General features: G+C 69.3%; 25 protein-coding genes and 1 riboswitch. Of the genes, 7 read left to right on the top strand and 18 right to left on the bottom strand.

What is annotated here, in order from left to right; genetic code table 11:
- Nucleotides 1-49 precede the first annotated feature (49 nt).
- Entirely contained in the window at nucleotides 50-670 is a 621-nt protein-coding gene (locus MUN33_RS00850) for a TetR/AcrR family transcriptional regulator (RefSeq protein ID WP_244803018.1), read from the top strand.
- A 28-nt stretch (nucleotides 671-698) separates the two neighbouring features.
- On the opposite strand, the gene MUN33_RS00845 is transcribed toward MUN33_RS00850, so the two are convergent.
- Entirely contained in the window at nucleotides 699-2,255 is a 1,557-nt protein-coding gene (locus MUN33_RS00845; RefSeq protein WP_244803017.1) for a SulP family inorganic anion transporter, read from the bottom strand.
- Between the two features lie 164 nt (nucleotides 2,256-2,419).
- Here MUN33_RS00845 and MUN33_RS00840 point away from each other — a divergent pair, with 164 nt between their 5' ends.
- Nucleotides 2,420-2,812 (top strand): MerR family transcriptional regulator, encoded by a 393-nt coding sequence (locus MUN33_RS00840; RefSeq protein ID WP_244803016.1) that lies wholly within the window; start codon nucleotides 2,420-2,422, stop codon nucleotides 2,810-2,812.
- Between the two features lie 22 nt (nucleotides 2,813-2,834).
- Here the strand turns inward: MUN33_RS00840 and MUN33_RS00835 are convergent, their stop codons facing one another.
- Nucleotides 2,835-3,713 carry a GDSL-type esterase/lipase family protein gene (locus MUN33_RS00835; RefSeq protein ID WP_244803015.1) on the bottom strand — a complete coding sequence of 293 codons (879 nt, stop codon included), beginning with the start codon at nucleotides 3,711-3,713 and terminating at the stop codon, nucleotides 2,835-2,837.
- A 106-nt stretch (nucleotides 3,714-3,819) separates the two neighbouring features.
- Nucleotides 3,820-4,614, bottom strand: a complete 795-nt coding sequence (locus MUN33_RS00830) for a hypothetical protein (protein ID WP_244803014.1) — start codon at nucleotides 4,612-4,614, stop codon at nucleotides 3,820-3,822.
- Between the two features lie 166 nt (nucleotides 4,615-4,780).
- Here MUN33_RS00830 and MUN33_RS00825 point away from each other — a divergent pair, with 166 nt between their 5' ends.
- Nucleotides 4,781-5,338: a DUF6434 domain-containing protein gene (locus tag MUN33_RS00825; RefSeq protein WP_244803013.1), complete on the top strand. Its 558-nt coding sequence runs from the start codon at nucleotides 4,781-4,783 to the stop codon at nucleotides 5,336-5,338.
- Between the two features lie 41 nt (nucleotides 5,339-5,379).
- Here MUN33_RS00825 and MUN33_RS00820 read toward each other — a convergent pair whose 3' ends face one another.
- Complete coding sequence (locus MUN33_RS00820; RefSeq protein WP_244803012.1) at nucleotides 5,380-6,027, bottom strand: PadR family transcriptional regulator; 648 nt, start codon at nucleotides 6,025-6,027, stop codon at nucleotides 5,380-5,382.
- A 174-nt stretch (nucleotides 6,028-6,201) separates the two neighbouring features.
- On the opposite strand from MUN33_RS00820, the gene MUN33_RS00815 reads away from it, so the two are divergent.
- From MUN33_RS00815 to MUN33_RS00805, 3 genes are read left to right on the top strand one after another with little or no spacing between them, the layout of a single operon-like run.
- Nucleotides 6,202-7,317, top strand: coding sequence for an aromatic ring-hydroxylating dioxygenase subunit alpha (locus MUN33_RS00815; RefSeq protein WP_244803011.1), 1,116 nt, complete (start codon nucleotides 6,202-6,204; stop codon nucleotides 7,315-7,317).
- 5 nt (nucleotides 7,318-7,322) lie between these two features.
- A complete protein-coding gene (locus MUN33_RS00810; RefSeq protein WP_244803010.1) occupies nucleotides 7,323-8,327 on the top strand; it encodes a PDR/VanB family oxidoreductase in 1,005 nt (334 codons plus the stop codon).
- Nucleotides 8,328-8,341: 14 nt separating this feature from the next.
- Nucleotides 8,342-9,727 carry an MFS transporter gene (locus tag MUN33_RS00805; RefSeq protein ID WP_244803009.1) on the top strand — a complete coding sequence of 462 codons (1,386 nt, stop codon included), beginning with the start codon at nucleotides 8,342-8,344 and terminating at the stop codon, nucleotides 9,725-9,727.
- A gap of 188 nt (nucleotides 9,728-9,915) precedes the next feature.
- Here MUN33_RS00805 and MUN33_RS00800 read toward each other — a convergent pair whose 3' ends face one another.
- The 10 genes from MUN33_RS00800 to MUN33_RS00755 all read right to left on the bottom strand — a co-directional run bounded on the left by MUN33_RS00800 (nucleotide 9,916) and on the right by MUN33_RS00755 (nucleotide 21,119).
- On the bottom strand, nucleotides 9,916-10,683 hold the full coding sequence (locus MUN33_RS00800; RefSeq protein WP_244803008.1) for a hypothetical protein: 768 nt from the start codon (nucleotides 10,681-10,683) through the stop codon (nucleotides 9,916-9,918).
- Nucleotides 10,684-10,760: 77 nt separating this feature from the next.
- Complete coding sequence (locus MUN33_RS00795) at nucleotides 10,761-11,444, bottom strand: TrmH family RNA methyltransferase (RefSeq protein ID WP_244803007.1); 684 nt, start codon at nucleotides 11,442-11,444, stop codon at nucleotides 10,761-10,763.
- Complete coding sequence (locus tag MUN33_RS00790; protein ID WP_244803006.1) at nucleotides 11,441-12,160, bottom strand: lysoplasmalogenase family protein; 720 nt, start codon at nucleotides 12,158-12,160, stop codon at nucleotides 11,441-11,443. The genes MUN33_RS00795 and MUN33_RS00790 overlap by 4 nt, the downstream gene beginning before the upstream one ends.
- A complete protein-coding gene (gene pyrE, locus MUN33_RS00785) occupies nucleotides 12,160-12,711 on the bottom strand; it encodes an orotate phosphoribosyltransferase (RefSeq protein WP_244803005.1) in 552 nt (183 codons plus the stop codon). Before pyrE ends, MUN33_RS00790 begins: the two co-directional genes overlap by 1 nt.
- Before the next feature lie 59 nt (nucleotides 12,712-12,770).
- A complete protein-coding gene (locus MUN33_RS00780; protein WP_500790164.1) occupies nucleotides 12,771-14,045 on the bottom strand; it encodes a TtfA family protein in 1,275 nt (424 codons plus the stop codon).
- A gap of 522 nt (nucleotides 14,046-14,567) precedes the next feature.
- Complete coding sequence (gene gcvH / locus MUN33_RS00775; RefSeq protein ID WP_244803003.1) at nucleotides 14,568-14,960, bottom strand: glycine cleavage system protein GcvH; 393 nt, start codon at nucleotides 14,958-14,960, stop codon at nucleotides 14,568-14,570.
- Nucleotides 14,961-15,020: 60 nt separating this feature from the next.
- A complete protein-coding gene (gene gcvT, locus MUN33_RS00770) occupies nucleotides 15,021-16,214 on the bottom strand; it encodes a glycine cleavage system aminomethyltransferase GcvT (protein WP_244803002.1) in 1,194 nt (397 codons plus the stop codon).
- A complete protein-coding gene (gene gcvP / locus MUN33_RS00765) occupies nucleotides 16,214-19,129 on the bottom strand; it encodes an aminomethyl-transferring glycine dehydrogenase (RefSeq protein WP_244803001.1) in 2,916 nt (971 codons plus the stop codon). Before gcvP ends, gcvT begins: the two co-directional genes overlap by 1 nt.
- Before the next feature lie 50 nt (nucleotides 19,130-19,179).
- Nucleotides 19,180-19,272: riboswitch (glycine riboswitch) on the bottom strand.
- Between the two features lie 333 nt (nucleotides 19,273-19,605).
- Nucleotides 19,606-20,508 carry a hypothetical protein gene (locus MUN33_RS00760; RefSeq protein ID WP_244803000.1) on the bottom strand — a complete coding sequence of 301 codons (903 nt, stop codon included), beginning with the start codon at nucleotides 20,506-20,508 and terminating at the stop codon, nucleotides 19,606-19,608.
- A complete protein-coding gene (locus tag MUN33_RS00755) occupies nucleotides 20,505-21,119 on the bottom strand; it encodes an ABC transporter ATP-binding protein (protein ID WP_244802999.1) in 615 nt (204 codons plus the stop codon). The genes MUN33_RS00760 and MUN33_RS00755 overlap by 4 nt, the downstream gene beginning before the upstream one ends.
- A gap of 160 nt (nucleotides 21,120-21,279) precedes the next feature.
- Here MUN33_RS00755 and MUN33_RS00750 point away from each other — a divergent pair, with 160 nt between their 5' ends.
- Nucleotides 21,280-22,152, top strand: coding sequence for an SDR family oxidoreductase (locus MUN33_RS00750; RefSeq protein WP_244802998.1), 873 nt, complete (start codon nucleotides 21,280-21,282; stop codon nucleotides 22,150-22,152).
- Nucleotides 22,153-22,159: 7 nt separating this feature from the next.
- On the opposite strand, the gene MUN33_RS00745 is transcribed toward MUN33_RS00750, so the two are convergent.
- From MUN33_RS00745 to MUN33_RS00730, 4 genes are all read right to left on the bottom strand, one after another.
- Nucleotides 22,160-22,552 (bottom strand): hypothetical protein, encoded by a 393-nt coding sequence (locus MUN33_RS00745; RefSeq protein WP_244802997.1) that lies wholly within the window; start codon nucleotides 22,550-22,552, stop codon nucleotides 22,160-22,162.
- A gap of 25 nt (nucleotides 22,553-22,577) precedes the next feature.
- Complete coding sequence (locus MUN33_RS00740) at nucleotides 22,578-23,087, bottom strand: PTS sugar transporter subunit IIA (protein ID WP_244802996.1); 510 nt, start codon at nucleotides 23,085-23,087, stop codon at nucleotides 22,578-22,580.
- A gap of 182 nt (nucleotides 23,088-23,269) precedes the next feature.
- On the bottom strand, nucleotides 23,270-24,178 hold the full coding sequence (locus MUN33_RS00735; RefSeq protein WP_244802995.1) for a sulfurtransferase: 909 nt from the start codon (nucleotides 24,176-24,178) through the stop codon (nucleotides 23,270-23,272).
- Between the two features lie 108 nt (nucleotides 24,179-24,286).
- Nucleotides 24,287-24,901, bottom strand: a complete 615-nt coding sequence (locus MUN33_RS00730; protein ID WP_255804971.1) for a response regulator — start codon at nucleotides 24,899-24,901, stop codon at nucleotides 24,287-24,289.

The following is a 24,901-nucleotide window of genomic DNA, read 5'->3' as shown; positions in this document are numbered from 1 at the left end:
GTAAACTCCGTGCGCGACCGATTCGGGAGAGGTTTTCGTACAGCACCCCATGGCGGATCACCAGGCGAAGAGGGGCCCACGCGGCGACATCAACCAGGACATGATCCTCAGGGCAGGTGACCGGCTCCTGCGTAACCGGGGCTCCCTGGAGGGCGTGTCGCTACGCGCGATCGCCACCGAGGTGGGGGTCGCCACGAACGCGCTGTACACCTACTTCCCGTCGTTGGCACGTATCTGGCACGACCTCGGGGACGAGCGTCTGGGCATGCTGCACCCGGAGGAGCTGCTGTCGTCGACCTGCCGGCACTGCGCCTTCCTCAGTCTCGCACAGCGCGCCCAGGAGATGATGACCGTTCCAGGCACACTCTCGCTGCTGCGCCACCAACCGATTCTCGGCACCCACTCGTTCCGCCTCAGTGAGACGATCCTCGCCCTCACCGCCGACGCCTGCGTCAATCCCCGTGACGCCCACGATCTTCTCCTCGCCTGGTTCTACGGCAGCATGTCGCTCCTGGAGGAGGGGTGGACGAGCGCGACCGACGAGATCAGGTCCCATAATGAACTCGCCGATTTCCCGTTGGTCGCCGCCAGGTCCGAACCGGACCTCGCCGCCCAGTTGGACGCGATTCTGCGGGGGATCGGAATCATGCACACATGCGGTGTCCGCTGAGCCCGCCGACGACTCCCGATCCCGTGCGTCACGCCCCCTCGCCGCCGAGCCGGCCCGAGAACCGGTCGAGGCGTTCCTGGCTGGCGCCGTCGAGACCGATGATGTCGACGGTCTTTCCACGTGCCCGGAACTTCGTGGTGATGCTGTCGAAGGTGGCGACCGTGGAGGCGTCCCACACGTCGGCCTCCGTCAGGTCGATGACGATGTGTTCGGCCGGGTCGGTGTAGTCGAAGCTGTAGACGAGGTCATTACTGGAGGCGAAGAACAACTGCCCGTGCACCCGGTAGGTACGGGTGCCGATCGCGCCGTCGTGGTCGGTGTCGAGTTCCGCGACTTTCTCGACGCTCACCAGGTGGGCGACCCGTCGGGCGAACATGATCATCGCCGTGACGACGCCGAGCACCACGCCGATGGCCAGGTTGTGGGTGGCCAGGGTCGCAACCACGGTCACCACCATCACGGCCGTCTCACTCAGCGGCATCATCGGCAAGGTCCGTAGGGAATGCCAGTCCATGGTGCCCACCGACACCATGACCATCACCGCGACGAGGGCCGCCATCGGGATCAGCCCGACGATGTCACCGAGGGCGACGACCAGGATCAGCAGGAAGATTCCCGCCAACAGGGTGGACAGGCGGGTGCGGGCGCCGGAGGAACGCACGTTGATCATGGTCTGTCCGATCATGGCGCACCCTCCCATGCCACCGAACAGGGAGCTGACGATGTTGGCGACACCCTGCCCCCAGCCTTCCCGGGTCTTGTCGGAGTGCACGTCGGTGATGTCGTCGACGAACTTCGCCGTCATCAGTGACTCCATCAGGCCCACGAGCGCCATGGCCAGGGCATAGGGCGCGATGATCGTCAGGGTGTCCAGGTTCAGCGGGACGTCGGGGACGAAGAGGCCGGGCAGACTGTCGGGGAGCTCCCCCTGGTCGCTGACGTCGGGCACACTCCAACCGCTGACCACGACCACGACGGTGATCAGGACGATCGCGACCAGCGGGGCGGGGATCACCGTGGTCAGCTTCGGGAAACCGACCATGATGACCAGGCCGACCGCCACCAGTGGGTAGACCAGCCAAGGCACGCCGAGCAGGTGGGGAAGCTGGGCGGTGAAGATCAGGATCGCCAGGGCGTTGACGAAGCCGATCATCACCGAGCGGGGGATGAAGCGCATCAGCTTGGCGACCCCGAGCACGCTGAGGGCGACCTGGAAGACGCCCGCGAGCAGGACGGTGGCGATGAAGTAGTCCATGCCGTGGTCGCGGGCGACCGGCGCGATCACCACCGCGACGGCACCGGTGGCCGCCGAGATCATCGCCGGCCGTCCGCCCGTGAAGGCGATGGTCACCGCCATCGTGAAGGAGGCGAACAGCCCGACCCTGGGATCCACACCGGCCAGGATGGAGAACGAGATGGCTTCCGGGATCAACGCGAGTGCGACGACCAGCCCGGCGAGTACTTCGGTGCGCAGGCGCGGAAGTGAACTGAACGCGTAGCGGAACGAGGCGACGACCCCGGTCGGGGCGGGCGGGTCGGATCGCGTGGCCTGGTCGGCGCCAGACTCAGTGGTAGATTGGGTCACGAAGAACCTCCGAGAATAGTGGGTCCAGGCCCGCTGAGACAGACGACCTGGCGAGACATAGTGAAATCAGCATTAGAGCGAACTCTACCGTAACGGTAGGGTTTCCCGGAGGCAATCCCGGTGCGCTGACAGCGCCCCGTGGCAGGACGGCAGAGGGAGCGGACATGGCGGTACACGGCAGCAAGATCGGCCAGGTCGCCGACGCCACAGGCATGTCGATCCGCACCTTGCGCCACTACGACGAACTAGGAATCGTCAGCCCGTCCGGCCGTAGCGCAGGCGGCTTCCGCCTCTACAGCGACGGGGACGTGGAACGGATCCTGCTGATCCGCCGCATGAAGCCGCTGGATTTCACACTGGAGGAGATCGGTGTCTTCCTCCGCGCCGTGGACACCCTCGCCTCGACAGATGCCACCCCAGCCGACAAGGAACACGCCAGCCAGCTCATCGCGGACGTCCGTTCACAGACCGGTGAGCGCCTCGAGAAGCTGCGGACCCGGGTCGCGTACGCCGAGGAGTTCCTGACCCAGCTCGACGAGCTTCCCGACGAGGCGTGACGCCCCGTCCGGGAAACACCTTCTACACCACCGCCCCCAGCTGCTCGGCGATGAACCGCTGCCCGGCCTGCGAGGGATGGATGATCATCTTGTAGTCCGGCGTGGTGGTGTCGACGAGACCGGCGATGTACCGCTCGGCGTCCGGGGCGCAGGAGTCGTGGCCCCGGCTGGCGGCCTTCAGGTCCACGAACCTCGCCCCGATCTCCGCGGCGGACTGCCGCTGCATCGTCTGCACCGCGCTCTCGGCCGTCGCCAGGTACGGCACCGACAGACCCGCGGGACGGTCCGGCACCACGTTGACGACGCAGTACCGGTCGCCGTCGCCGATCTGCGGCATCCCGCCGACCACCAGCGAGGCGCCCGGGGCGACGGCGCGGACCCGGCGCGCCGCTTCACGCATGTCCGCCCGGTACGCGTCCTGCACCGCATCGACGTCGGTGACGTCGACACCGTCCTTCTGTCCCCACGGGCCGAAGTTGTTCAGCCCGACGGGAAAGATCACCGTATCGGTGTCGGCGGTGAGGTCGCCGGCGGCGATGCTGGCGTCGATCCGGTCGAGCATCGTGCGGGACGTCTGCGCGGTGCAGGACCAGTCACGCACGTCCACTCCCCTGTCCCGGAGCAGACGCGGCCAGTTGTCCGGGGCCTGGAGGCACTCCTTGCCCGACGCCAGTCGGCCGGTCCTCGGGTAGTCGGCGAGGAACGGCTTGAGCTCCTCGTACTGGTTCGCCACGCCGACGACCTGGCTGGGGTTGGCGGTGTAGGAGTCGCCGTAGGTGACCACCGTGGTGGAGGCCGGCGCAGCCTCGCCGGCCGCTGCGGCGGGACCGACGGCCGCGGACGACAGCAGGCAGGTGGCGAGAACGCCGGTGATGTAGGGGATACGGGTGAATCGACGCATTGAGGGGTGTCCTTCCGGGGAGAGTCCGGCCGCCGGTGCGACCGGCCACCCAGAACTGTATCCCGCAGACGGCCGGCCCACAGGGTGTGCGGGAACGTCGGCAGCGTCAGCCGCGCTTCCCCGTGTCACTGAGCACGGCGTGGGTGTGGCGGATCATCATGTGCGCCAGCTTCCGGTTCGCCCGCGCACCCAGCACCGCCCCGACCCCGAGGGGCAGCATCTTCGCGAAGGCCGCACCCGCCATGCGTCGGCGCAACTGCCGAAAGGCGATACGTCCCAGCCGTGAGTTGATGGTCCTTTTCTCCGCGTCGCTGGCACTACCGAGCTTCCGGAGCCCCTTGACACCCTTCGCTCCCGAGGCCGCCGAGACCGCCTCGTTGCCGGCGGCGCCGGCGATGCTGAACAGGATCAGGCGTCGACGTGCCTCCCGGTGGCTGATGTCGATTCCCCGCAGCCGCGCACTGGACAGGGTGTACAGGGCGAAGACCTCCACGACGCCGAGGGCCTCCCCGCTCGCTGCCCCCATGCTGAGCAGCGTCCCGATTCCGGGGAAGAACGCCAGCGCACCCGTCCCGGCGCCGGTGCCGGTCGCCAAGGTCCGGAAATGACGGTCGATGACCTTCTGCTGCCGGTCGACGGACTTCCTGCCGTGCCGTTGCCGGATGTAGCCGACGTACTTCTCGATCGCCGGGGCCTGGATCTCGGAGGCCTTGTCCACGGCCTTGAAGAACTGGCGGGCGAGCTTCCCCTCCGGCTCGTCGAGGTCCGCGATCCCCTTGAGTGCTTCCCTGGACTCGGGGGACAGTTCATCGTCGCCGACCTCGGGGGCCTGGGTCCGCACAGGGTCGACCGGAGTGGAGGCGTCGGCATGACGACGGGAGAAAGGCTTCGGGAGCTTCACGGTGGTCCTCCGGTGTGTTGGCGGTGTGCTGGCGGTGTGACCGGGTCGATTCTAGCGACTTCGCCGGTCCATCCGGCGTGCTAAATATTCACCGTCAGGTACCACACCGTGCCTGGCGATGCCGGGCCGAACCGGGCCGAACCGGGCCACGGTAGCCTGGAGCACCATGGACGACTCCGCGCGCCCCACGCTCGATGCCTCGCTCAGCGGTGCTGAGTTCCGTCGCTGGTACTGGTTGAAGGACGAACTCGCCGACGCCGCCCGCGCACTCGGTATCCGCTCCACCGGGAGCAAGGACATCCTCTCCGCCCGTATCGCCGCCGCCCTGGACGGCGCCCCCTTCACCGAACCGACGTCGACACGACGGCCGTCGACGCCACAGCTTTCCGGGCCGCTGACCGCAGCGACCGTGATTCCCGCGGGGCAGCGGTGCAGCCAGCCGGTACGTGCCTGGTTCGTCGAGCAGGTCGGCACGTCCTTCCGCTTCGATGCCGCGATGCGTGGGTTCTTCTCCCGCACCGACGGTACCCAGACACTGCAGGACGCCCTCGACCACTACCGGGCCACCCGCGACCCGGCACCGACCGACATCGACGCCCAGTTCGAGTACAACCGCTTCACGCGTGCCTGGCACCAGGCCAACTTGACCGGATCCCGACGCGAACTCTCGGCCGCGTGGCAGGCCTACCGGAGCCTTCCCGTCGATGAGCGCGGACACGCCTGATCTGCGGCGCACAGACCACAGCGGTCACGACGGGGACCGGCTCACTCCCGACTGGCGTCATCCGACGGACCGGGGCCGTCACCGTCACCAACGACAGGGTCCGCGGCAGCGCCGAGCTCCCGCAGTAACTCCAGCCCCTGTCGGGCCCAGGCGATCTCCATCTCCGCTCTGGCGACCCTCCCCTCGTAGGCGAACCGCTTGAACGCGATGGTCTCGCAGTGCCTGTCCTCCGGGGTCCTCGCCAGTCGCCGGACCAGGTTCGGGCTGGTTCCGGCGTCGATCCGGTTGAGCTCGTCCCGGGCCAGGGACTGCTGGGCCTCGAAGTGGGAGATGTGCTCCCTCAAGTTGTTCTCCGCCACCCCTGGCGCAGCCATCTCGAAGTAGGCCGCCTTCAGCCGGGCGGGGTCACGGTCCGGAACGTAGACGATGGGCTCGGCCTGCCACTCACGCAGTGCCGTCAATCCCAGGTCGTTGATGGAGTACTCGGTCTTGGTGACGCCCTTGGACCCCCAGGGAACCTCCCGGGTGTCCAGCAGCCCCTCCTTCTCGAGCCTGCGCAGTTCCGGGTAGATCTGCGAGTTCGCCGCATGCCACAGGAAGCCCACCGACGACGCGAACCTCTTCGCCACGTCGTACCCGGTCATCGGGCCGGAAGACAGCAGTGCAAGCAGCGCGTTCCTTAAGGTCACGCCCCCGTTGTACCCCACCGGTCACACAATCCCAAGCACACCGCCGCCGGGACGCGACGACCCCCGCACCCCACCATTTGACTTACCCCACAAAAGCACTTAGTTTGTGATGCACGACACTGACTATCTATCGACTTAGATAGTCGCCTAGACATTCGTTCCTGGAGCCTCATCATGACAGCACCGTCCACCGCCGCCACGACCGCCAAGATCCTCTCGCACCCGCTCAACGCCTGGTACGCCGCCGCATGGGACCACGAAGTGACCGCCAAGGGGATCACCGCCCGCACAGTCGCCAACAAACCCCTCGCGCTCTACCGCACCCAGGACGGCCGCGCCGTCGCGCTGGCCGACGCGTGCTGGCACCGCCTCGCCCCGCTGTCCAAGGGCAAGCTCGTGGGACGGGACGGCATCCAGTGCCCGTACCACGGGCTCCAGTACAACTCCGCCGGCCGGTGCACCGCGATGCCTGCCCAGGAGACCCTGAACCCCTCGGCTGCCGTCCCCTCGTACCCGGTGGTCGAGAAGTACCGCTACGTGTGGATCTGGCTCGGTGACCCCACCCTCGCCGATCCCGCCCTGGTACCCGACATGCACCAGATGACGCACCCCGACTGGACCGGCGACGGAAGAACCATCGCCGCTGCCTGCAACTACCAGCTCGTCCTGGACAACCTGATGGACCTGACCCACGAAGAGTTCGTCCACGCCTCGTCGATCGGCCAGGACGAGCTGTCCGAGGCGGAGTTCGTCACCACGCACACCGAAAGCTCCGTCACCGTGACGCGCTGGATGCGGAACATCGACGCTCCGCCGTTCTGGAAGAAGAACATGAACGACAAGTTCCCCGGCTTCGACGGCAAGGTCGACAGGTGGCAGATCATCCACTACTACTACCCCTCCACCATCTGCATCGATGTCGGCGTCGCCAAGGCCGGGACCGGCGCCCCGGAGGGGGACCGCAGCCAGGGCGTCAACGGCTACGTGATGAACACGATCACCCCCGAGACCGACCGGTCCTCCCACTACTTCTGGTCGTTCCAACGTAACTACCGGCTGGACAGCCAGCTCATCACCACGCAGCTGCGCGACGGCGTCCACGGCGTCTTCGGGGAGGACGAGGAGATGCTGACCGCCCAGCAGGACGCCATCGACGCCAACCCGGACCACGAGTTCTACGACCTCAACATCGACGCCGGCGGTATGTGGGTGCGTCGCATCCTCGAGGAGGCACTCGCGGCCGAGGACCGTCTGAACATCCCCACCACGTCCCCGACGAAGAAGGCGTAGCACCGATGGCGATATCACACTCTGTCACCTGGCAGGACGCCACCGTCGCGGAAACCTCGACGGTCGCCGAGAGGATCCGCCGGATCACCCTGCGTCCGGAGGTCCCCCGCCCCGTCCGCCCCGGCGAACACGTGAAGGTCCTCGTCGACATCGACGGGTCGTCCGCCACCCGGTCCTACTCCGTCGTCGACGCCGCCGACGACGGCTCCGAGATGTCGCTCAGCGTGTTCCATACCCCGCACTCCCGGGGCGGTTCGTCGTACATGCACTCACTGCGTGCGGGGGACCGGCTGCGGGTCAGCGCCCCACTGCAGGATTTTCCCCTGCGCATCGGCGCACCTGACTACATTCTCGTCGCCGGCGGCATCGGGATCACCGCCATCCGCGGCATGGCTTCGCTGCTCAGGCGTCTCGGCGCCGACTACGTGATCCACTACTCGGCACGGTCCCCCGAAGCCATGGCCTACCGGGACGAGCTGCGGAGCGAGCACGGCGACCGACTCCACTGCTACCTCGACTCGGACGGCGAGTTCCTGGACATCCCGGGGCTCGTCGCCGCGGCCACACCGGGGACCGAGCTCTACATGTGCGGTCCGATCCGTCTGATGGACGCGATACGACGGGCGTGGGGAGCGAGCGACCTGGACCCGACCAACCTGCGTTTCGAGACCTTCGGCAACAGCGGCTGGTACGCACCCGAGCCGTTCTCGGTGACCATCCCGCGGCTAGGTGTTTCCGCGACTATCGGGGAGAATGAATCGATCCTCGAGGCACTGGAGGGCATCGGTATCCCGATGATGTCGAGCTGCCGCCGAGGTGAATGCGGTCTATGCCAGGTCACCATCCTTGAAACACAAGGTCAGGTCGACCATCGTGACGTGTTCTTCTCCGACTCCCAGAAGGCCACGTCCACCCGGATGTGCGCCTGTGTCTCCAGGCTCGTCTCCGACACACCGTCCCACCCACCGGCCGCCGGCGACGGCGCCCGGATCAGCATTGACGTGCCCTAGAAAGGCAGCACCCCATGAACATCCGACAAGCGATCGACACCACCCCGATGGGTGGACTCCAGTGGTACATCATCGGACTGGCCACCCTGCTCAATGCGCTGGACGGCTACGACATCCTTGCCATGGCCTTCTCCGCCACGTCCGTGACCGCGGAGTTCGACCTGAGCGGCAGCCAACTCGGTCTGCTCCTCAGCTCCGCCCTGGTCGGCATGGCACTCGGATCGCTGATCCTCGGCCCCTTCGCCGACCGGCTGGGACGGCGCCGGATCCTGATCGCCGCACTGGTGCTCAACCTGTCCGGCCTCCTGCTGACGACGACGGCCGGCTCCCCGGTGGAACTGGCGATCTGGCGCGTCCTCACCGGCATCGGCATCGGCGGCATCCTCGCCACGGTCACCGTGATCACCAGTGAGTTCTCGAACAACAAGAACCGTGGGCTCGCCGTGAGCATCTACACCGCCGGTTACGGCGTCGGCGCGACCGTCGGCGGCGCACTCGCCACACAGCTCATCCCCGCCTTCGGCTGGCGCGCCGTCTTCTTCGCTGGGGCCGCCGCCACCCTGCTCTCACTCGTCCTGGTCATCGTCAGCATCCCCGAATCGGTGGACTACCTCCAGGTCAAGCGTCCAGCCGGCGCCGAGGAGAAGATCCGGAAGATCGCCCGGCAGCTCGGCAAGGACGGTGTCACCGACGTGGCACCGTCGGCGACGGAGACCGGGTCGGTCAGCCTCTCCAGCCTGCTGGTGGGCACCGTCCGGACGACGACCCTGAAGCTGTGGACCGCGTTCTTCATCATCATGTTCGGCTTCTACTTCGCCAACACCTGGACCCCGCAGCTGCTGGTGGAGTCCGGGATGTCCGAGAACCAGGGGATCATCGGTGGACTGGCCCTGACCATGGGCGGCACCTTCGGGTCCCTGATCTACGGTGTGATCACGGTCCGGTTCGACGCGCGACGCACCCTCATGGTCTTCTCCGTGGTGTCCGCGGCGACCCTCGTCGTATTCATCACCACCACGTCCGTGCCTGCGCTCGCCTTCCTCAGCGGTGTACTGGTCGGCATGCTGCTCAACGGCTGTGTCGCCGGGCTCTACACTGTCACGCCGTCCGCGTACCCCTCGGCGCTGCGGACCACGGGTGTGGGCTGGGGCATCGGCATCGGACGCTTCGGCGCGATCCTCGCCCCGATCACCGTCGGTGCCCTGCTCGACGCCGGGTGGACGCCGGTCCACCTGTACTGCGGGGTGGCGGTCGTCGTCATCCTGGCCGCCGTCGCACTCATCGGCATCCGCCCCTACCTGGGGACCGCGTCGTCCGGGAACGACAACGCCTCGACGCCCGGGCTCGCCGGAGAAGACCCCGACACGGCACCGACGGAGGATCCCGCGGCCGCCCGCTGATGGTCGGGGTTCACTGTATGGGACCTAACCCCACCCGGGTATGATCCCGTCCTCTGGCCGCGGTGCCCGCGTCTCGGCGTCCACCCCGGTCGTCCCGGGCCCGTGCCGGCTCCCGCGAGACACCGGGCGCGCACTGGCCAACAGCAGGCCTTCGAGACCTCACGCAAGGTAGCGGAGGCCAGATAGCTCTAGGCGTTCAGCCGCGCGACCTGACCGTCCGCCAGATGCTGGACGACGGCGTCGTCGACATCCCCGACGGCCAACATGTCGAACGTCCGGTCCCCCACGGTGCCGACGATGTAGCGGGCCGTCTGGCCCACCGCTTCAGCCCCGATGTCCTCGCCGTCCATGAACAGCCCGGTCACCGTCACGTCGGCGGCAGTCAGCTCGTCGGCACCATCGACGCTAAGATCCACCGGCGTCGCCTGGAACGTCTTCGACATGGCGCCGAAGGCACTGTCCGAGTCGCTGGTGAACTCGCCGCACCCGGCCACATCGGGCATTCCGCCCTCCGGGGCCCCGGTCGTCACCCGCACGAAGACACCCGACTCATCGTCCTCACCGAATGTGAAGGACACGACGGCAGTCTGGTCCGCCGGCTCCATCATCCACTGGAAGACCATGCCCGCGTCGACCGCCAGGGGCGCACACTGCGGCGGTGTGACGACTTCTCCGCCCTCCGCGTCGTCGCCCCCGAACAGGTCGCTGAGGTCCTCGTCGCTCTCCGAGCCTGCGGATTCATAGGTGTACCCCTCCGGCGCGCTGGCCTCGTCCAGGATCAGATCGGCCGGGGCGTCGGATGCGGGCGGGTTCTGCAGTGCCTCCTGCGATGCCGCGTCCTTCCCGGACGCGTCGGAATCATCCGAACCGCACGATACAAGGACACCGGAGACTGCCAGCGGCAGCACGGCGAGGGACAGGGGCCTGGCGAAGCGACGGATCATAGGGGTCGGCACATCCTTAACTCTCTGAAACATGTAGTCCGGAGGAATGTACCCCGTCGGCGTCCGTATTTCTCACTTATGCTGATAGCTCACCACGCGTTCCCCAGGTCCGCGTGCTGACGGACCCAGGTGTGCATGGCGATGCCGGCGGCGACGCCGGCGTTGATCGACCTCGTCGAACCGAACTGGGCGATCGACACCGTCAACGCCGCGGCGTCCTGCGCCTGGGGCGTCACCCCCGGCCCCTCCTGGCCGAACAGCAGCAGGCAGCGTTCCGGCAGCCGGGCGGTCTCCAACGGCACCGACCCCGGGGTGTTGTCGACAGCCACCACGGTCAGGTCGTGCTCGCGGGCGAACGCCGTCACCGACGCGGTGTCCGGGTGGTGCATCAGGTGCTGGTAGCGGTCGGTGACCATCGCGCCACGCCGGTTCCACCGCCTACGCCCCACGATGTGCACCGTGTCCACCGCGAACGCGTTCGCCGTACGGACTACGGTGCCGATGTTCGAGTCGTTCTCGAAGTTCTCGATCGCGATGTGCAGCCGGTGGCGGCGGGAGTCGATGTCCGCGACGATCGCCTCCAGGCGCCAGTAACGGTAGCCGTTCACGACATTGCGCCGGTCCCCCTCGGCCAGCAGCTCCGGGTCGAAATGGGCGTCCTCGGGCAGCGGGACGCCCGGGTACTCCTCGCTCCACGGACCGACGCCCACCGGGTGCTCGAACCACTCCGTGGGGCCACGTCCGGACGGCTGCTCCGCTGGCTCGTCGCTCACTTCTTCTGCCCCGTCAGGCCCTCGACGATCAACAGCTGCGCGGCCACGTACGTCGCCATGACCAGGCCGTCCACCAGCCCGTCCAGACGCTGTACCGCCGGGAAGCCACCCCGCAGGAACGCCAGGCGCGCCAGGATCAGCCCGTCCGACAGGACGAACAGGTTACCGCCGAGGCCGAGCCCGGACAGGTCCGCCGACGAACCGTCCGTACGCGCCTGCGGATCAGCGGCCAGCACCGAGGTGGCCGCCAACGCCGTGCCGTAGCCGGCGGCGGCGGGAAGGGCCGCCGGCGCACCCGTCGCCGCAGTGACCATCCCCGAGACGAGCACCGGCACACGCAGCACCACCGTCGACCGGCGGGGACGGTGACCCCGTCGCCACAGCTCACCGATGTAGGCCACCTGGTTCACGCTGAACGCGGCAGAGCCCCGGTTCAGGTTGCGGGCGCGGACCGCCGGGTCGTCGCTACGGCCGTCGTCGCCCATGAGGATCACGTCGCCCAGCAGACCACCGGCGAGCCCGGCGAGCACCACGGGCAGACGGTTACCCTGAGTGGCGCGAGAGGCACAGGCGGCACGGGTGCACGCGTGGGCACCCAGCAGCGGCATCAGCGTTGGCTTGACCACCCGGGTCATCCGGTCGCCACGACGTCCGGCCGCGGCCGCCGCCACCGACGCCGCGCCGGCGGCGAGGTACGCCGCCCGCCACAGCCGCATCAGGCCAGTCCCAGGTCTTCCAGACCGAGCAGGCTGCGGTACTCCACGCCCTCGGCCTCGATGACGTCCTTCGCGCCCGTCGCGCGGTCCACGACGGTGGCCACGCCCACGACCGTGGCGCCGGCTTCACGCGCCGCGGCGACGGCGGTCAGCGGCGAGTTCCCGGTGGTGGTGGTGTCCTCGACGACGAGCACACGCCTGCCCTCGATGTCCGGGCCCTCGATCCGACGCTGCATGCCGTGCTTCTTGGTCTCCTTGCGCACCACGAAGGCGTCGACGCCGTCGCCGGCGTGCATCACCGAGGTGGCCACCGGGTCGGCACCGAGGGTCAGCCCGCCGACGGCGACGTAGTCCCAGTCCGCGGTGAGTTCACGCAGCAGCTCCCCGATCAACGACGACGCCTCGCGATGCAGGGTGGCCCGACGCAGGTCCACGTAGTAGTCGGCCTCCTTGCCCGACGACAGGGTCACCCTGCCGTGGACGACGGCGAGCTCGGTGACCAGCTCAGCGAGTCGCTGCAGTTTGTCGGGGTTGACGGTGGGCGTGCTCATGGAGGCGTCCTTACATCTCGTACGGCTGTGACGGCTTACTGGTGAGGATCTTACGGGGTTCAGTTGTCCTCGGGGTCAACGACCTCGGCGTCGACCTCCGGGTAGTCGTGGCCCTCCCCCGGATCCCCCGCGCGACGGGCGTGACGTGCCGACGGCGCACGGTGCCGGCCGCGCGCGCCCTGCCCCGGCACCGTGCCGATGATGTCGACCTCCGCCGAGGTGGTGCGGACGGCGTCGGTGTCGGCGGCGGTAGCAGTCTCTGTGTCGGTGTCGGTGTCGGTCTCGTCCCCGAAGATCGTGGAGCGCTGCCCGGACGCCCGGATCACCCGCGGGCCACCGCCGGAGATCCTCCGGCTGTGCTCCGGGTCCTCCCCGACCGCGGGGATGGCGTCGGCGCCACCGGCCTCGCCGTCCCCACCGTCGCCGCCGTCGCCGCCGATCCTGTCGTGCTCCGGGAAGCCCGAGACATCACCCATCGTCTGCGCCTCGGAACGGGTCGGGAAGTCCACCGGGGTGGTGGAGCGTTCCATCCGTGGGCGGGACTCCCCGGCGCCCGCGGTGGCGGCGTCGTCGGCAGGGACGTCGTCCACGTCGGCCGGCGCGGCGTCCGGTGCGACCGCGTCCGGGACGGCGCGCAGGTGGCCCCGCTGCGTCGCGCCTTCGTCCGGGTCCTGCGGACTGCCGTCATGGCCGTCATGCCCGTCATGGCCTCCGACGGCGGCGTCCACCGTCCCCCGCACCCGCGGGCGCGTCGGATCGGCGTTGGTCATGTCCAGTTCCTGCGAGGTCACCCGCGGGGGCAGCACCCTCGACGCCGCGACCAGCGCGCGGCCCTGGAAGATCACGTGGTCCCAGATCGGCGGGTCGGTCCGCCGGGACATCCGCATCGTCACCCACGTCGTGCTGAACGCGATATCCGACACCGACCCGGCCAGGGCGTGCAGTGCCGCGTCGACCCGGCTGTCGAGCATCCGGTCGAGGGCGCGGTTGTCGGAGGAGTAGCCCGTGTACGGCGGACGGTCGCACAACTCGGAGTGGCGCATCCCCGCCGGCATCGCCGCCCCGTCCGACAGGTGCACCTGCACCGGGGAGAAGACCTCGCGCCGCAGCGCCACCACGGTGATCCCGTTGACCTCGGCGAGGTGGAACTGATGGCCGCCGGTGAACCCCGAGACCAGGTCCCGGGCGACGGTGGTGGAACCGGCGGAGGCGTCGTCCCGGACCAGGGCCATGAGGCTGTCCGGCCACTCCCCCGGCAGGTAGCGGTCCTCCTTGGCGTACTCGTAGCCGTGGGAGTGCGCCCACTGACGACGGGTACGACGCCCGGCGAACAGGCCGGACGAGTACGTCTCCGACGTCTCCGCCGACTCCGCTACCTCGGCCTGGGCAGTGTCTGCTGACCCGGCGGCGCCGGTGGTACCGCGGGACTCCGGGATCGGTTCGCCGACCTGCGCCGTCTCCGGTGCTGTCCCCTGCCCCGTCGCCGGCGCGACGTCCTCCGCGGAGTCCGCCGCAGCATCCGCCGCAGTGTCGGCCAGGGACTCCTGCGCGGGTTCCCCGTCCACCGGAGCGGCCGTCTCAGCGACGTCCTCCCACCCGGACGTCGGCTCCGGTGCAGAAGGGGCCCCGTCGCCACCGGACGGGCCCGACGGAGCTGTCGGTCCTGCCGTCCGGGGCCGCGGACGTCGGGCCTGCGACTGGTTCGACGCACGCCAGAACAGGCCCGCGGCGAAAACCAGCAGCGCGAACCCGAGTACCAGAGCGACAACAGCGACAGTCATCATGCCAAGCATAAACGAGGCGGCCCCCGACGGACGATCCCCGACGGGGGCCGGCGGGCCCCGCGCAGCCGCGTCCTACTGGTTGGCGGCGGCGTAGGCCTCGTGGTCGAGCAGGTCACCGTCGGCCGGGGCGGCGGACACGGTGACCTCGTAGAGCCAGCCGGCACCGTAGGGGTCGTCGTTGATCACACCGGCGTTGTCCTCCAGGTCCTCGTTCACCGCGGTGATCTCGCCGGACACCGGGGCGTAGATGTCGGAGACGGACTTGGTCGACTCGACCTCGCCGTAGGGCTCGCCGGCCTCGATCTCGGTACCGACCTCGGGCAGCTCGACGAAGACGATCTCGCCCAGGGCCTCGGCGGCGACGTGGGTGATGCCGACGCGGACGGTGTCACCCTCGGAGACGTCGGTGGAGTTCACCCACTCGTGCTCCTCGGAGTACAGGCGGTCGGTGGGAAGTGCGGTCATGGTTTTCTCCTCAGGGGGGTCAGAACAGGGAGTACAGGGTCTGTGACGGATGGGGGGATATTACGGCTGACGTGAGTAGAACGGCAGTGCGACGACGGTGTAGGGGTGTGCCTTGCCACGGATGTCGACGGTCACCGTCGACCCCACGGCCGCCGCACCGCCCTCGGCGGCGGCGTCGGCGGACACATAGCCCATCGCCACCGGGTAGCCCAGCGTCGGCGACAGGGCGCCGGAGGTGACCTCACCGAGACGGTGACCGTCGGCGTCCTGGATCTCGTAGCCGCCGCGGGCCGCCCGACGACCCTCGCCGACCAGGCCGACCAGCGTCTGCCGGGTGCCCTCCTCCTTGGCGCGGACGATGGCGTCGCGTCCGACGAAGGAGTCCTTCGACTTCGTCGCCGCGAGGATCCCCAGCCCGGCGTCCACCGGGGTGAGGTCCCTGCTCAGCTCGTTGCCGTAGAGCGGCATGCCGGCCTCCAGACGCAGCGTGTCGCGGGCGGCCAGCCCGCAGGGACGCACCCCGTGGGGCTCGCCGGCGGCCAGGGCCGCGTCCCACACGGCGGTCGCCTGGGCGCCGTCGGTCCCGTTCCCGACGAAGATCTCGAAGCCGTCCTCACCGGTGTAGCCGGTGCGGGCGATGACCGCCGGGACGCCGGCGACGGTGCCCTGGAACGCGGCGTAGTAGCCCAGCCCGGCGACCGCGGCCTCCACGGTGTCCTCGGGACCCGAGGCGCTCGAGGCACCCGAGGCTTCCGGGGCGTCGGTCACGCTGTCGACGATCTCCAGCATCACCGCGGCGGCCTGCGGGCCCTGCACGGCGATCAGCGAGATGTCGTCGGTCTCGTCGGTCAGGGTCACGTCGAAACCCTCCGCCCGTTCCCGCAGCGCCTCGGCGACGGCGGGGGCGTTACCGGCGTTGGGGATCACCAGGTACTCGTCCTGCGCCAGGACGTAGGTGATCAGGTCGTCGATGATGCCGCCGTCCTCGGTGCAGATCATCGAGTACTTCGCCTTGCCGACCTTCACCGCGGACAGCCGCGAGACCAGCGCGTGGTCGAGGAAGGCCGCGGCGTCCGGCCCGGTGACCCGGACCTCACCCATGTGCGACAGGTCGAACACGCCGACGGCCTCGCGGACCGCGCGGTGCTCCTCGAGCTCCTTGTCGTACTTCAGGGGCATGTCCCAGCCGCCGAAGTCGGTGAACTTCGCGCCGAGGGCCTCGTGGACCGGGTGCAGTGCGGTGTGCTTGGTCATCAGTTCTCACTCTCAGCATGGGCGTCGATGTCGAAGTCCTCCAGCGGCGGGCAGGAGCACATCAGGTTGCGGTCGCCGTAGGCGTCGTCGATCCGGCGCACCGCGGGGAAGTACTTGTCGCGGCGCAGCGTGCGCACCGGGAACGCGGCCTTCTCGCGGGAGAAGTGCCCGTGGGAGACGGCGTCCTCGAAGTCGTCGCGGATGACGGACTCGGCGGTGAACGGCGCGTGGCGCAGCACGGAGTCCTCCACGGCGACGTCCCCGGCGATGACCTCGTCGATCTCGGCGCGGATGGTGCGCAGGGCGGTGATGAACCGGTCGAGCTCGTGCTTGTCCTCGGACTCGGTCGGCTCCACCATCAGGGTGCCCGCGACGGGGAACGCCAGGGTCGGGGCGTGGAAGCCGAAGTCCATGAGCCGCTTCGTCACGTCCGCGGCGGTGACGCCGGACTGCTTGGTCAGCTCACGCAGGTCCAGGATGCACTCGTGGGCGACGAGGCCGTTCTCCCCGGTGTACAGGGTGGGGAAGCTGTCGGCGAGCTGACGGGAGATGTAGTTCGCGTTCACCAGGGCCATGCGGGACGCCTCGGTGAGGCCCTCGTCCCCCATCATCGCGATGTAGGTCCAGGAAATCGGCAGCACGCCGGCGGAACCCTGGTACGCGGCGGAGACCGGCCGGCCCTCCCGGACGCCCGGCTCCACGGTGACGTCGGCCCACGGGTCGGACGGCAGGAACGGGACGAGGTGCTCCCCCACGCACACCGGGCCGACGCCCGGGCCACCGCCGCCGTGCGGGATGGTGAAGGTCTTGTGCAGGTTCAGGTGGCTGACGTCGCCGCCGAACTCGCCCGGCTGCGCCAGGCCGACCAGCGCGTTGAGGTTCGCGCCGTCGATGTAGACCTGCCCGCCGGTGGCGTGCACCTTCGCGCACACATCGCGGACGTGCTCCTCGAACACACCGTGGGTCGAGGGGTAGGTGATCATGATGCCGGCGATCTCGTCGGCGTACTTCGCGATCTTCGCGTCGAGGTCGTCCAGGTCGATCGACCCATCCTCCGCGTTCTTCACCCCGACGACCTTCAGCCCCGCCAGGGCGGCGGACGCGGCGTTCGTCCCGTGTGCGGACGCCGGGATCAGGACGAGGGTGCGCTGGTCGTCACCGTTGGCGACATGGTAGCGACGGATCGCCAGCAGCCCGGCGAGCTCACCCTGCGAGCCGGCGTTGGGTTGGACGGAGACCGCGGCGTAGCCGGTGATCTTCGCCAGCCGGTCCTCCAGGTCGTCGATGAGCTCCCACCAGCCGGCGGCCTGGTCGGCCGGGACCATCGGGTGGATCCCGGCGAACTCCGGCCAGGTGATCGGCTCCATCGACACCGCGGCGTTGAGCTTCATGGTGCAGGAGCCCAGCGGAATCATCGTGCGGTCCAGCGCCAGGTCCCGGTCCGCCAGACGACGCATGTAGCGCATCATCTGCGTCTCGGACGACACCGAGTGGAACACCGGGTGGGTCAGGATGTCGTCGGTGCGCAGCAGGTCGGCCAGCGGGCCGTCCTGCGCGGTGAAGGACGTGGTGTCCACCGAGCTGTTCACCGACGCGACGACCTGCAGCAGGTCGGCGATGTCGCCGTCGGTGGTGGACTCGCCGACGGAGACACCGACGTGGGTGTCGTCGACATGGCGCAGGTTGAAGCCCCGGTCACAGGCGGCGGCGACGGTGGCCGCGGCGTCCTGCACCTCCACGGTGACCGTGTCGAAGAAGCGGTCGTGCGCCAGCGTCAGCCCCGCCTCCGACAGGCCGACGGCCAGGGCGGTCGCGCGGCCGTGGACGGCCGTGGCGATCTCACGCAGACCCTGCGGGCCGTGCCACACCGCGTAGAAGCTCGCGACCACGGCCAGCAGCGCCTGCGCGGTGCAGATGTTCGACGTCGCCTTGTCACGACGGATGTGCTGCTCACGGGTCTGCAGCGACAGCCGGTAGGCCGGGGTGCCCTCCGCGTCGACCGACACACCCACGATGCGCCCCGGCAGCTTACGCTGCATGTTCTCCCGGCACGCCAGGAACGCCGCGTGCGGGCCGCCGAAGAACAACGGCACACCGAAACGCTGCGCCGAGCCGACCGCGATGTCCGCACCCAGCTCGCCGGGCGAGGTGAGCAGCACCTGCGCCAGCAGGTCGCAGGCCACGGTGACCAGGCCGTCGCGCCCGTGGACCGCGGCGATGACCTCGGCCAGGTCGTCGCGCACCCCGCCGGTCGTGCCCGGGTTCGAGACGACGACACCGACCAGGGCGTCCTCACGGGCGGCGACGACGTCGGCGGTGACGTCCACGACCTCCACCGGGATGCCCACCGCGGCGGCGCGGGCACGGGTGATGTTGATGCTGGAGGCGTGCAGGGCGGCGTCCAGCAGGACCACACCGTCCTTCTTCGCCGCCTTCGTGTTCAGCCGGGCCATCATCTGCACGGCCTCGGCGACGGCGGTGGCCTCGTCCAGCAGGGACGCACCGGCGATCGGCAGGCCCGTGAGGTCCTCGACCATCGTCTGGAAGTTCAGCAGCGCCTCGAGCCGGCCCTGGGAGATCTCCGGCTGGTACGGGGTGTACGCGGTGTACCAGCCCGGGTTCTCGACCACGTTGCGACGGATCACCGCCGGGGTGACCGTGTCGTAGTAACCGGCGCCGATGAGCTGCTTCTTGACCGTGTTCTTCGCGGCGAAACCACGCAGGGTGGCCAGGGCCTCCGTTTCGTCCAGCGCCGGGGCGAGGCCGATCGGCCCCTGCTGCGCGATGCTGGCCGGCAGGGCTGCGGCGGCGAGCTCCCGGGCACTGCCGTACCCAAGGGTCGCGAGGATCTCGCCGGTGGCGTCGGCGTCAGGGCCGATATGACGGTTCGGGAATGCGTCGTGGGGCGTTGCCATGTGTCAGGGGGTCTCTTCCTGTGTGCTGTCGTGCGGACACGGGTGTACTCCCTCCCCACTCTGTCGATGGTGCCTGAGAGCTTTTTCTCCTTCGGCGGCCGAGCCACGGACGACGGTGACCGGCTCTTTCCAGAGCTGCCTCGCCACAATGGTGCTGGTGCCTGAGAGTGTCGACGGGGAGGTGTTGCTCCTACGGCGGCCGGCGCTGGACCTGGCCTCTCCCACAGTGGCTGCGAACGGCGGATTCAGTTGTGGATGATGCGTCGAACGGGGTCAGTATAACCGTAGACGTGACCTGCCACACCCTCATCGCCTGATTGTGGGCCCCTGCTCGCTCCCCCTGCCGGGGTGGTGGTGCGGTGGCGGTCGGGTGGTGGTGTGGTGTGTTCGCGCCGTGTTCGGGTGCCAGGATCGGGATTCCGCCGACAGCGGATCGCCGATTCCGGCACCCGAAACCGGAACCGTGTCAGACCGGGTCAGGCCGCGAGCACAGCCGCCAGGACCGCGGGAATGACCGCGATCCACCCCGCGCACCAGTAGCCGAGCATCCCGACGGGCACCCCGCCAGTGATCCCGTCCTCGATGACCGTGAAATCGTCGTTGGTCCGGGGTCGTCCCCGGTGCAGTGCCCCCGACACGATCGCCAGCGCGGCGAGCACGGCGAAGACGAGCGGCGAGGCCGGCACCCCTAGTAACCACTGCGCCCCCACACCGGCCACGGTGAGCACGCCAAGGACCGCCCACCGCCACAGCGTCTCACCGGGCACCCCCAGTGCGGTGGCACGCCATGCGGCCGAGGCCAGCACCGCCCACAGCACGAGCACCACGGTCCGTGTGACAGGCGCGGATCCCGGCGCCGCGACGATCCCCAGCAGAGTGACCACGGCGAGGAGCGCCGGGATGTAGGACCGTCTGCAGATCCGCCGGACCATCACCGTGGGCAGGACAGGTCCCCGCACGGGACGGGCACGGACCGTGGCGTTGCGGAGCCATCCGGCCGCGTAGATGTTCGCCGCGGACTCGGAGTCGAAGAGCATCGGCGACGCCGAGAACATGGCCCGAGTGATGCCGTCGTCCAGCATGCGGGGCAGCCGTCGAGCATGACGGACGCCGGCGACCCACCGCAGCGCGGCGACGAGAACCCCGGTGACGACGGCGCCGGGAATCCCGGCGAGCAGGTAGCCGGTCAGGATGCCGGTAACGCCGAAGGCACCGACCTGACGGACACCGACGGTATCGATCCCGGGGAACGTCCCCCGTGGCCGGTGACCCCACTCCCACCGGTCCCGCTCCACGGCACGCAGGGGCAGCATGCGCTCGGCGACGGCGGTGAGCAGGACGAGGGCGACGACGGCGCAGACGACCCTGACGACGATCACAGTGCGATGACCCCGTCGGCGGCCGTGACGATCTGCGGTGCATGGGTGGCGACGACGACCGCTGCCCCGGCCTCGCTGCACTCCCGGAGCCGGCCGCACAGGTAGTCGATCCAGTCGGCGTCGAGGTGCCTCTCGGGCTCGTCCAGCGTGACCACCGGCGCCCGCTGGACCAGCTGCAGGCCCAGGTAGGAGCGTTGTCGCTGACCGCTGGAGAGCCGACTGGGCAGACTGCGGAGCAGCGGCGTGACCGCCCAACGGTCCACCTCGGCGTCGACCTCGTCGGCGCGTCCGGTGACCTGTGCCGTCAACGACACGTGCTCGCCGATGGTCAGGTCCGGGAAGAACGACGGCTCCGAGAGGTGGATGACCGCCCCGGCACCCTCCGGTGACGCCGGGTCGAGGTCCCCGTCGGGGCCGTGCACCCGGACGGTCCCGTCGAGGGGTTCCAGCTCGCCGGCCACGGTGTCCACGAGGGTGGACTTCCCGGCACCGTTGGCACCGGTGACGGCCACGATCTCCCCCGGATACACCACCGTGTCCACCGTCCCGACGACATCCCGGTATCCGAAGGTGCAGTTCACGGTCAGGGCGGGCACGGTGTGGGGAGACATCGAACCCGACAGTACCTTAACCAACCCGCTCCGGGCTGCCCGGGCGAGCGCCGGAAAAGTCTGAGCCCGTGCACGTTTCAGGGGCTGTGGCTGCACGGTGACAGACTTTTTCCGCACCGAACCGGCGCAGCACGAGGGTCAGGCGGGTATCACTGGTTACATGACGAAAACATCCTTCCTCTCCCGCTACCGCACCCCCAGGCTCCCCGTCCCTCACCAGGGGGACACCGCACTGGTCACCGGCGCCACCTCCGGCATCGGCCACGCCACCGCGAAGGAGCTGGTCAGACGTCAGTTCCGGGTGATCGGCACCTCACGCACCCCCGACTCCCCGACCAGCCGCGCCAACGCCCCGGACGGGGTCGAGCTCATCCCGCTGGACCTGGAGGACCCCGACTCCATCGCCGCCGTACCCGCCGATCTGGAGAAACTCGGTGCCGGGCCGGTCACCGTCCTGGTGAACAACGCCGGGGAGAGCCAGAACGGTCCCCTCGAGGAACTCCCCCGCGAGGCACTCGTCCGGCTGTTCCAGGTGAACGTCATCGGCCATGTGGAGCTCACCCAGCTGCTGCTCCCGCAGATGCGGGACGCCCGGCGCGGACGCGTCGTCTTCGTCGGGTCGATGCTCGGCAGCTTCCCCCTGGCCTACCGGGGCAGTTACGGAGCCTCGAAAGCCGCGGTCAAGGCCTTCGCGTTCTCCGCCCGGCGCGAGGTCAGCCGCTTCGGTATCGGGGTCAGCGTGATGGAACCCGGGGCCATCAACACCGGGCTGTCGGAGCGTCGCACCATCTACGTCGACGACCACGGCCACTACGCCGAGGAGTTCCGGACGATGCTGAACCACCTCAACGACAACGAGGCGACCGGGATCTCCGCCGCGGAGGTGGCCGACGAGATCCTCAAGGCCATCTCGGACCGCCGCCCCCGGCCCCTCTACGCCACCGGATCGAGTTCACGTCTCGCGTTCCCCGCCGCGCGCCTTCTGCCCCGCGACACCATGGGCGGGATCATCGCCGCAAAGCACGGGCTGTAGAAGGGGGTCAGGGACGCCGGGAGTATAACAGGTCCCGCCATGGGCGTGCGGACAACGCCACGACCGCGGCGCCGACGATGCCGGTGAACATGCAGGCGCCGGCGATCACGTTGACCCACAGCAGCATCCCGCTGCCGAGCACCAGTTCCAGCATCACGACGACGGCACCGATCGTGCCCACCCAGCTCAGGCCGGTGAACACCCGGTTGACCGGGTGCCGGGCCGGGCCGAAGTAGCCGCGTCCGGTGAAGACGACCGCGCTGAGCATCAGCAGGATCAGGACGCCGAAATACAGGTAGAAGATCAGTGCCCCCCACTGCGGGTTCACCCGGTCCCCGAGACGGGTGACCCCCAGCAGCATCAACAGGACGCACGCCACGGTGGTGAATCGACGGAACATGGCACCAGCATAGGCGTTGCCCGGGTCAGAACCGGAACAACACGTCCCCGGGTTCGGACGGCTCCCCCGCCATCAGCACCTCCTCGACGCCGCCGTCCTGCTGCATCATCACCACGGACACGATCGGGTCGAAGCCGAGCCGGCCGATGTACAGCGGTGCGTAGGTGGTGACGCGTTCGCCGACCCGAACCCGGTCCCCCTGCTCCACATGCAGTGAGTAGCCCTGTCCGTCCAGGTGCGCGGTGTCGATGCCGATGTGGACCAGCACCGGGATCCCGTCGTCGGTGAGGATGAGGAAGAGGTGCGGCATCAGGCGGGTGACCACGCCCTCCACCGGGGCACAGACGGCCACGTACTCCACACCGGGATCCGGGACCACAGCCATCCCCGGGCCGACGGTCCCGGCGGCGAACAGCGGGTCGGGAACCGCCGACAGCGGGGCCACGGTGCCCGGCATCGGGGTCACGACGTCGATAGTCCCCAGGCACTGTCCGGCACCGGTGTCAGTGGCGTCCTGCTTCGCTGCGTCCTTCATGGGGACCTCCGTATCCTCGTGCGGTGCGTGTGTGGCGCTGGCAAAAGAATAGACCGCGGGCGGCCACCGGCGTGGCGTAACCGCGTAATTTCGGGCGGAAAAGCGCCAGGTATCAGCCTGTGTCAGCCTGTGTCAGCCTGTGTCAGCCTGTGTCAGCCTGTGTCAGCCTGTGTCAGCCTGTGTCAGCCCAGTGCCACCGGACGCGAACGGTCGGACGCCCACTGCGACCATCCCCCGATGTAGTGGCGTGCCACCGGCAGGCCGGCGTGCTCCATCAGCGCGATGAACAGCGCCGAGCTCACCCCGGAACCGGAGTAGACGACGGCCTCGGCGGCCACGTCGTCGCCGGTGACACCGTGTGCGGCCAGACGCTCGCGCACGACCTCCGGGGCCGGGACGCGTCCCTCGTCCAGCAGGTCGGCGACCGGCACCCCGATAGCCCCGGGGATGTGCCCGGCCCGACGGTCCAGGCGTTCGCGCAGCCCCTCGTAGCGGTCCGTCGGACGGGTGTCGATCAGCAGCGGTGCCGCCGCCCCCGTGGCTGCCGTGGCCGAGATCTCCATGACGTCGGACAGCCCGACGGTCGGCATCGTCGGCGCCCCGCCGGCGAGGATCTCGAAGGTCCCCCTGCCACGCAGACACCCGATCCCGGCGGCGATGTCGCCCCCGGCGGCGAGCCAGGCCGGCGTCCCCCCGTCCAGGATCCGCACGTCCGTGACACCGGCCCACCGCAGCACCCACCAGGCGCGGGCGGCGTAGATCAGCCCTCCTCGGTCGTAGATGCGCACCGGCTGACCGGGCCGGATGCCCCAGTCGTCGATGTGCTGCTGCAGGACGTGCCGGTTCGGCAGCGGGTTACGCCCGGCCTCCGGGGACGGCGAACCGGAGAGCATGGTGCCGGGGTCGCAGAAGAACGAGCCCGGGATATGCCTGGTCACGTAGAGGTTCCAGGCAGCGTTCTCGCCCCATTCCCAGTCCGAGTCGAGGACGGTCACGGGTTCGCCACGGGTACTGGCCTCGAAGAGTTCCTGGGCGGGGATGAACGGTTCGGCAGGGGTTCCGGCGGGAAGGTCAGCGTGGCTCAGCGTCATGGGGACCAGTTTACGAGGGAAAGCGCCCCGCCGCTGTGCCGAGGTCGTCCCGAGGTCGTCCCGCGGTCGCGCCGAGGCCGCAGACGCCCGCCCGGCACTCCCCCGGGGTCACAACCAGCCGCGTTCCCGGGCGATCCGCCACGCCTCGAACCGCGTCGAGGCACCCGTCTTCCCCATCGCCGAGGACAGGTAGTTGCGGGTCGTGCCCGCCGCCAGATGCACCGCCGCGGCGATCTGCTCGACCGACCCGCCCTGGCCCGCGACCTCGAGCAGCTGCGCCTCCCGCTCGGTCAACGGCGACTCCCCCGCCCCGATCGCCGCCGCCGCGAGCTCCGGGTCCAGGTAGCGGCGCCCGGCGTGCACCGTACGCACCGCCGTGGCGAACTCCTCCGCCGAGGACGTCTTCGGGACGAACCCGAGCACCCCGCCCGCCAGGGCCCGTTTGAGCTGGCGCGGTCGGCCGTGGCTGGTGACGATGAGCACCCGCACCCCGTCCGGCAACGCCCCCGCGGTCTCGATGCCGTCCTTCCCGCCCATCTGCAGGTCCATGACCACCACATCCACCTCCGGACGGCGGCGGCACCAGTCGACCGCCTCCTCCCCGGAGCCGAGGACGGCGACCACGTCCAGGTCGTCCTCCAGCGACAGCAGCGTCGACAGGGAGCTGGCGACCAGGGACTCGTCGTCCACCACGACGACGCGGATCACGGCACGACCGCTCAT

This window comes from Corynebacterium kalidii (genome assembly GCF_022869005.1).
GTDB classification, from domain to species: Bacteria; Actinomycetota; Actinomycetes; order Mycobacteriales; family Mycobacteriaceae; genus Corynebacterium; species Corynebacterium kalidii.
The sequence above is the reverse complement of the archived record's forward strand: the minus strand, read 5'-3'. Positions and strand labels throughout refer to the sequence as shown.

Excerpts from the sequence above, each read along its gene's own strand:
- MUN33_RS00850 (WP_244803018.1), top strand. The coding sequence starts at position 50 with ATGGCGGATCACCAGGCGAAGAGGGGCCCACGCGGCGACATCAACCAG.
- MUN33_RS00840 (WP_244803016.1), top strand. The coding sequence starts at position 2,420 with ATGGCGGTACACGGCAGCAAGATCGGCCAGGTCGCCGACGCCACAGGC.
- MUN33_RS00835 (WP_244803015.1), bottom strand. The coding sequence starts at position 3,713 with ATGCGTCGATTCACCCGTATCCCCTACATCACCGGCGTTCTCGCCACC.
- MUN33_RS00825 (WP_244803013.1), top strand. The coding sequence starts at position 4,781 with ATGGACGACTCCGCGCGCCCCACGCTCGATGCCTCGCTCAGCGGTGCT.
- MUN33_RS00815 (WP_244803011.1), top strand. The coding sequence starts at position 6,202 with ATGACAGCACCGTCCACCGCCGCCACGACCGCCAAGATCCTCTCGCAC.
- MUN33_RS00810 (WP_244803010.1), top strand. The coding sequence starts at position 7,323 with ATGGCGATATCACACTCTGTCACCTGGCAGGACGCCACCGTCGCGGAA.
- MUN33_RS00805 (WP_244803009.1), top strand. The coding sequence starts at position 8,342 with ATGAACATCCGACAAGCGATCGACACCACCCCGATGGGTGGACTCCAG.
- MUN33_RS00790 (WP_244803006.1), bottom strand. The coding sequence starts at position 12,160 with ATGCGGCTGTGGCGGGCGGCGTACCTCGCCGCCGGCGCGGCGTCGGTG.
- pyrE (WP_244803005.1), bottom strand. The coding sequence starts at position 12,711 with ATGAGCACGCCCACCGTCAACCCCGACAAACTGCAGCGACTCGCTGAG.
- gcvH (WP_244803003.1), bottom strand. The coding sequence starts at position 14,960 with ATGACCGCACTTCCCACCGACCGCCTGTACTCCGAGGAGCACGAGTGG.
- gcvT (WP_244803002.1), bottom strand. The coding sequence starts at position 16,214 with ATGACCAAGCACACCGCACTGCACCCGGTCCACGAGGCCCTCGGCGCG.
- gcvP (WP_244803001.1), bottom strand. The coding sequence starts at position 19,129 with ATGGCAACGCCCCACGACGCATTCCCGAACCGTCATATCGGCCCTGAC.
- MUN33_RS00755 (WP_244802999.1), bottom strand. The coding sequence starts at position 21,119 with ATGTCTCCCCACACCGTGCCCGCCCTGACCGTGAACTGCACCTTCGGA.
- MUN33_RS00750 (WP_244802998.1), top strand. The coding sequence starts at position 21,280 with ATGACGAAAACATCCTTCCTCTCCCGCTACCGCACCCCCAGGCTCCCC.
- MUN33_RS00745 (WP_244802997.1), bottom strand. The coding sequence starts at position 22,552 with ATGTTCCGTCGATTCACCACCGTGGCGTGCGTCCTGTTGATGCTGCTG.
- MUN33_RS00740 (WP_244802996.1), bottom strand. The coding sequence starts at position 23,087 with ATGAAGGACGCAGCGAAGCAGGACGCCACTGACACCGGTGCCGGACAG.
- MUN33_RS00735 (WP_244802995.1), bottom strand. The coding sequence starts at position 24,178 with ATGACGCTGAGCCACGCTGACCTTCCCGCCGGAACCCCTGCCGAACCG.
- MUN33_RS00730 (WP_255804971.1), bottom strand. The coding sequence starts at position 24,901 with ATGAGCGGTCGTGCCGTGATCCGCGTCGTCGTGGTGGACGACGAGTCC.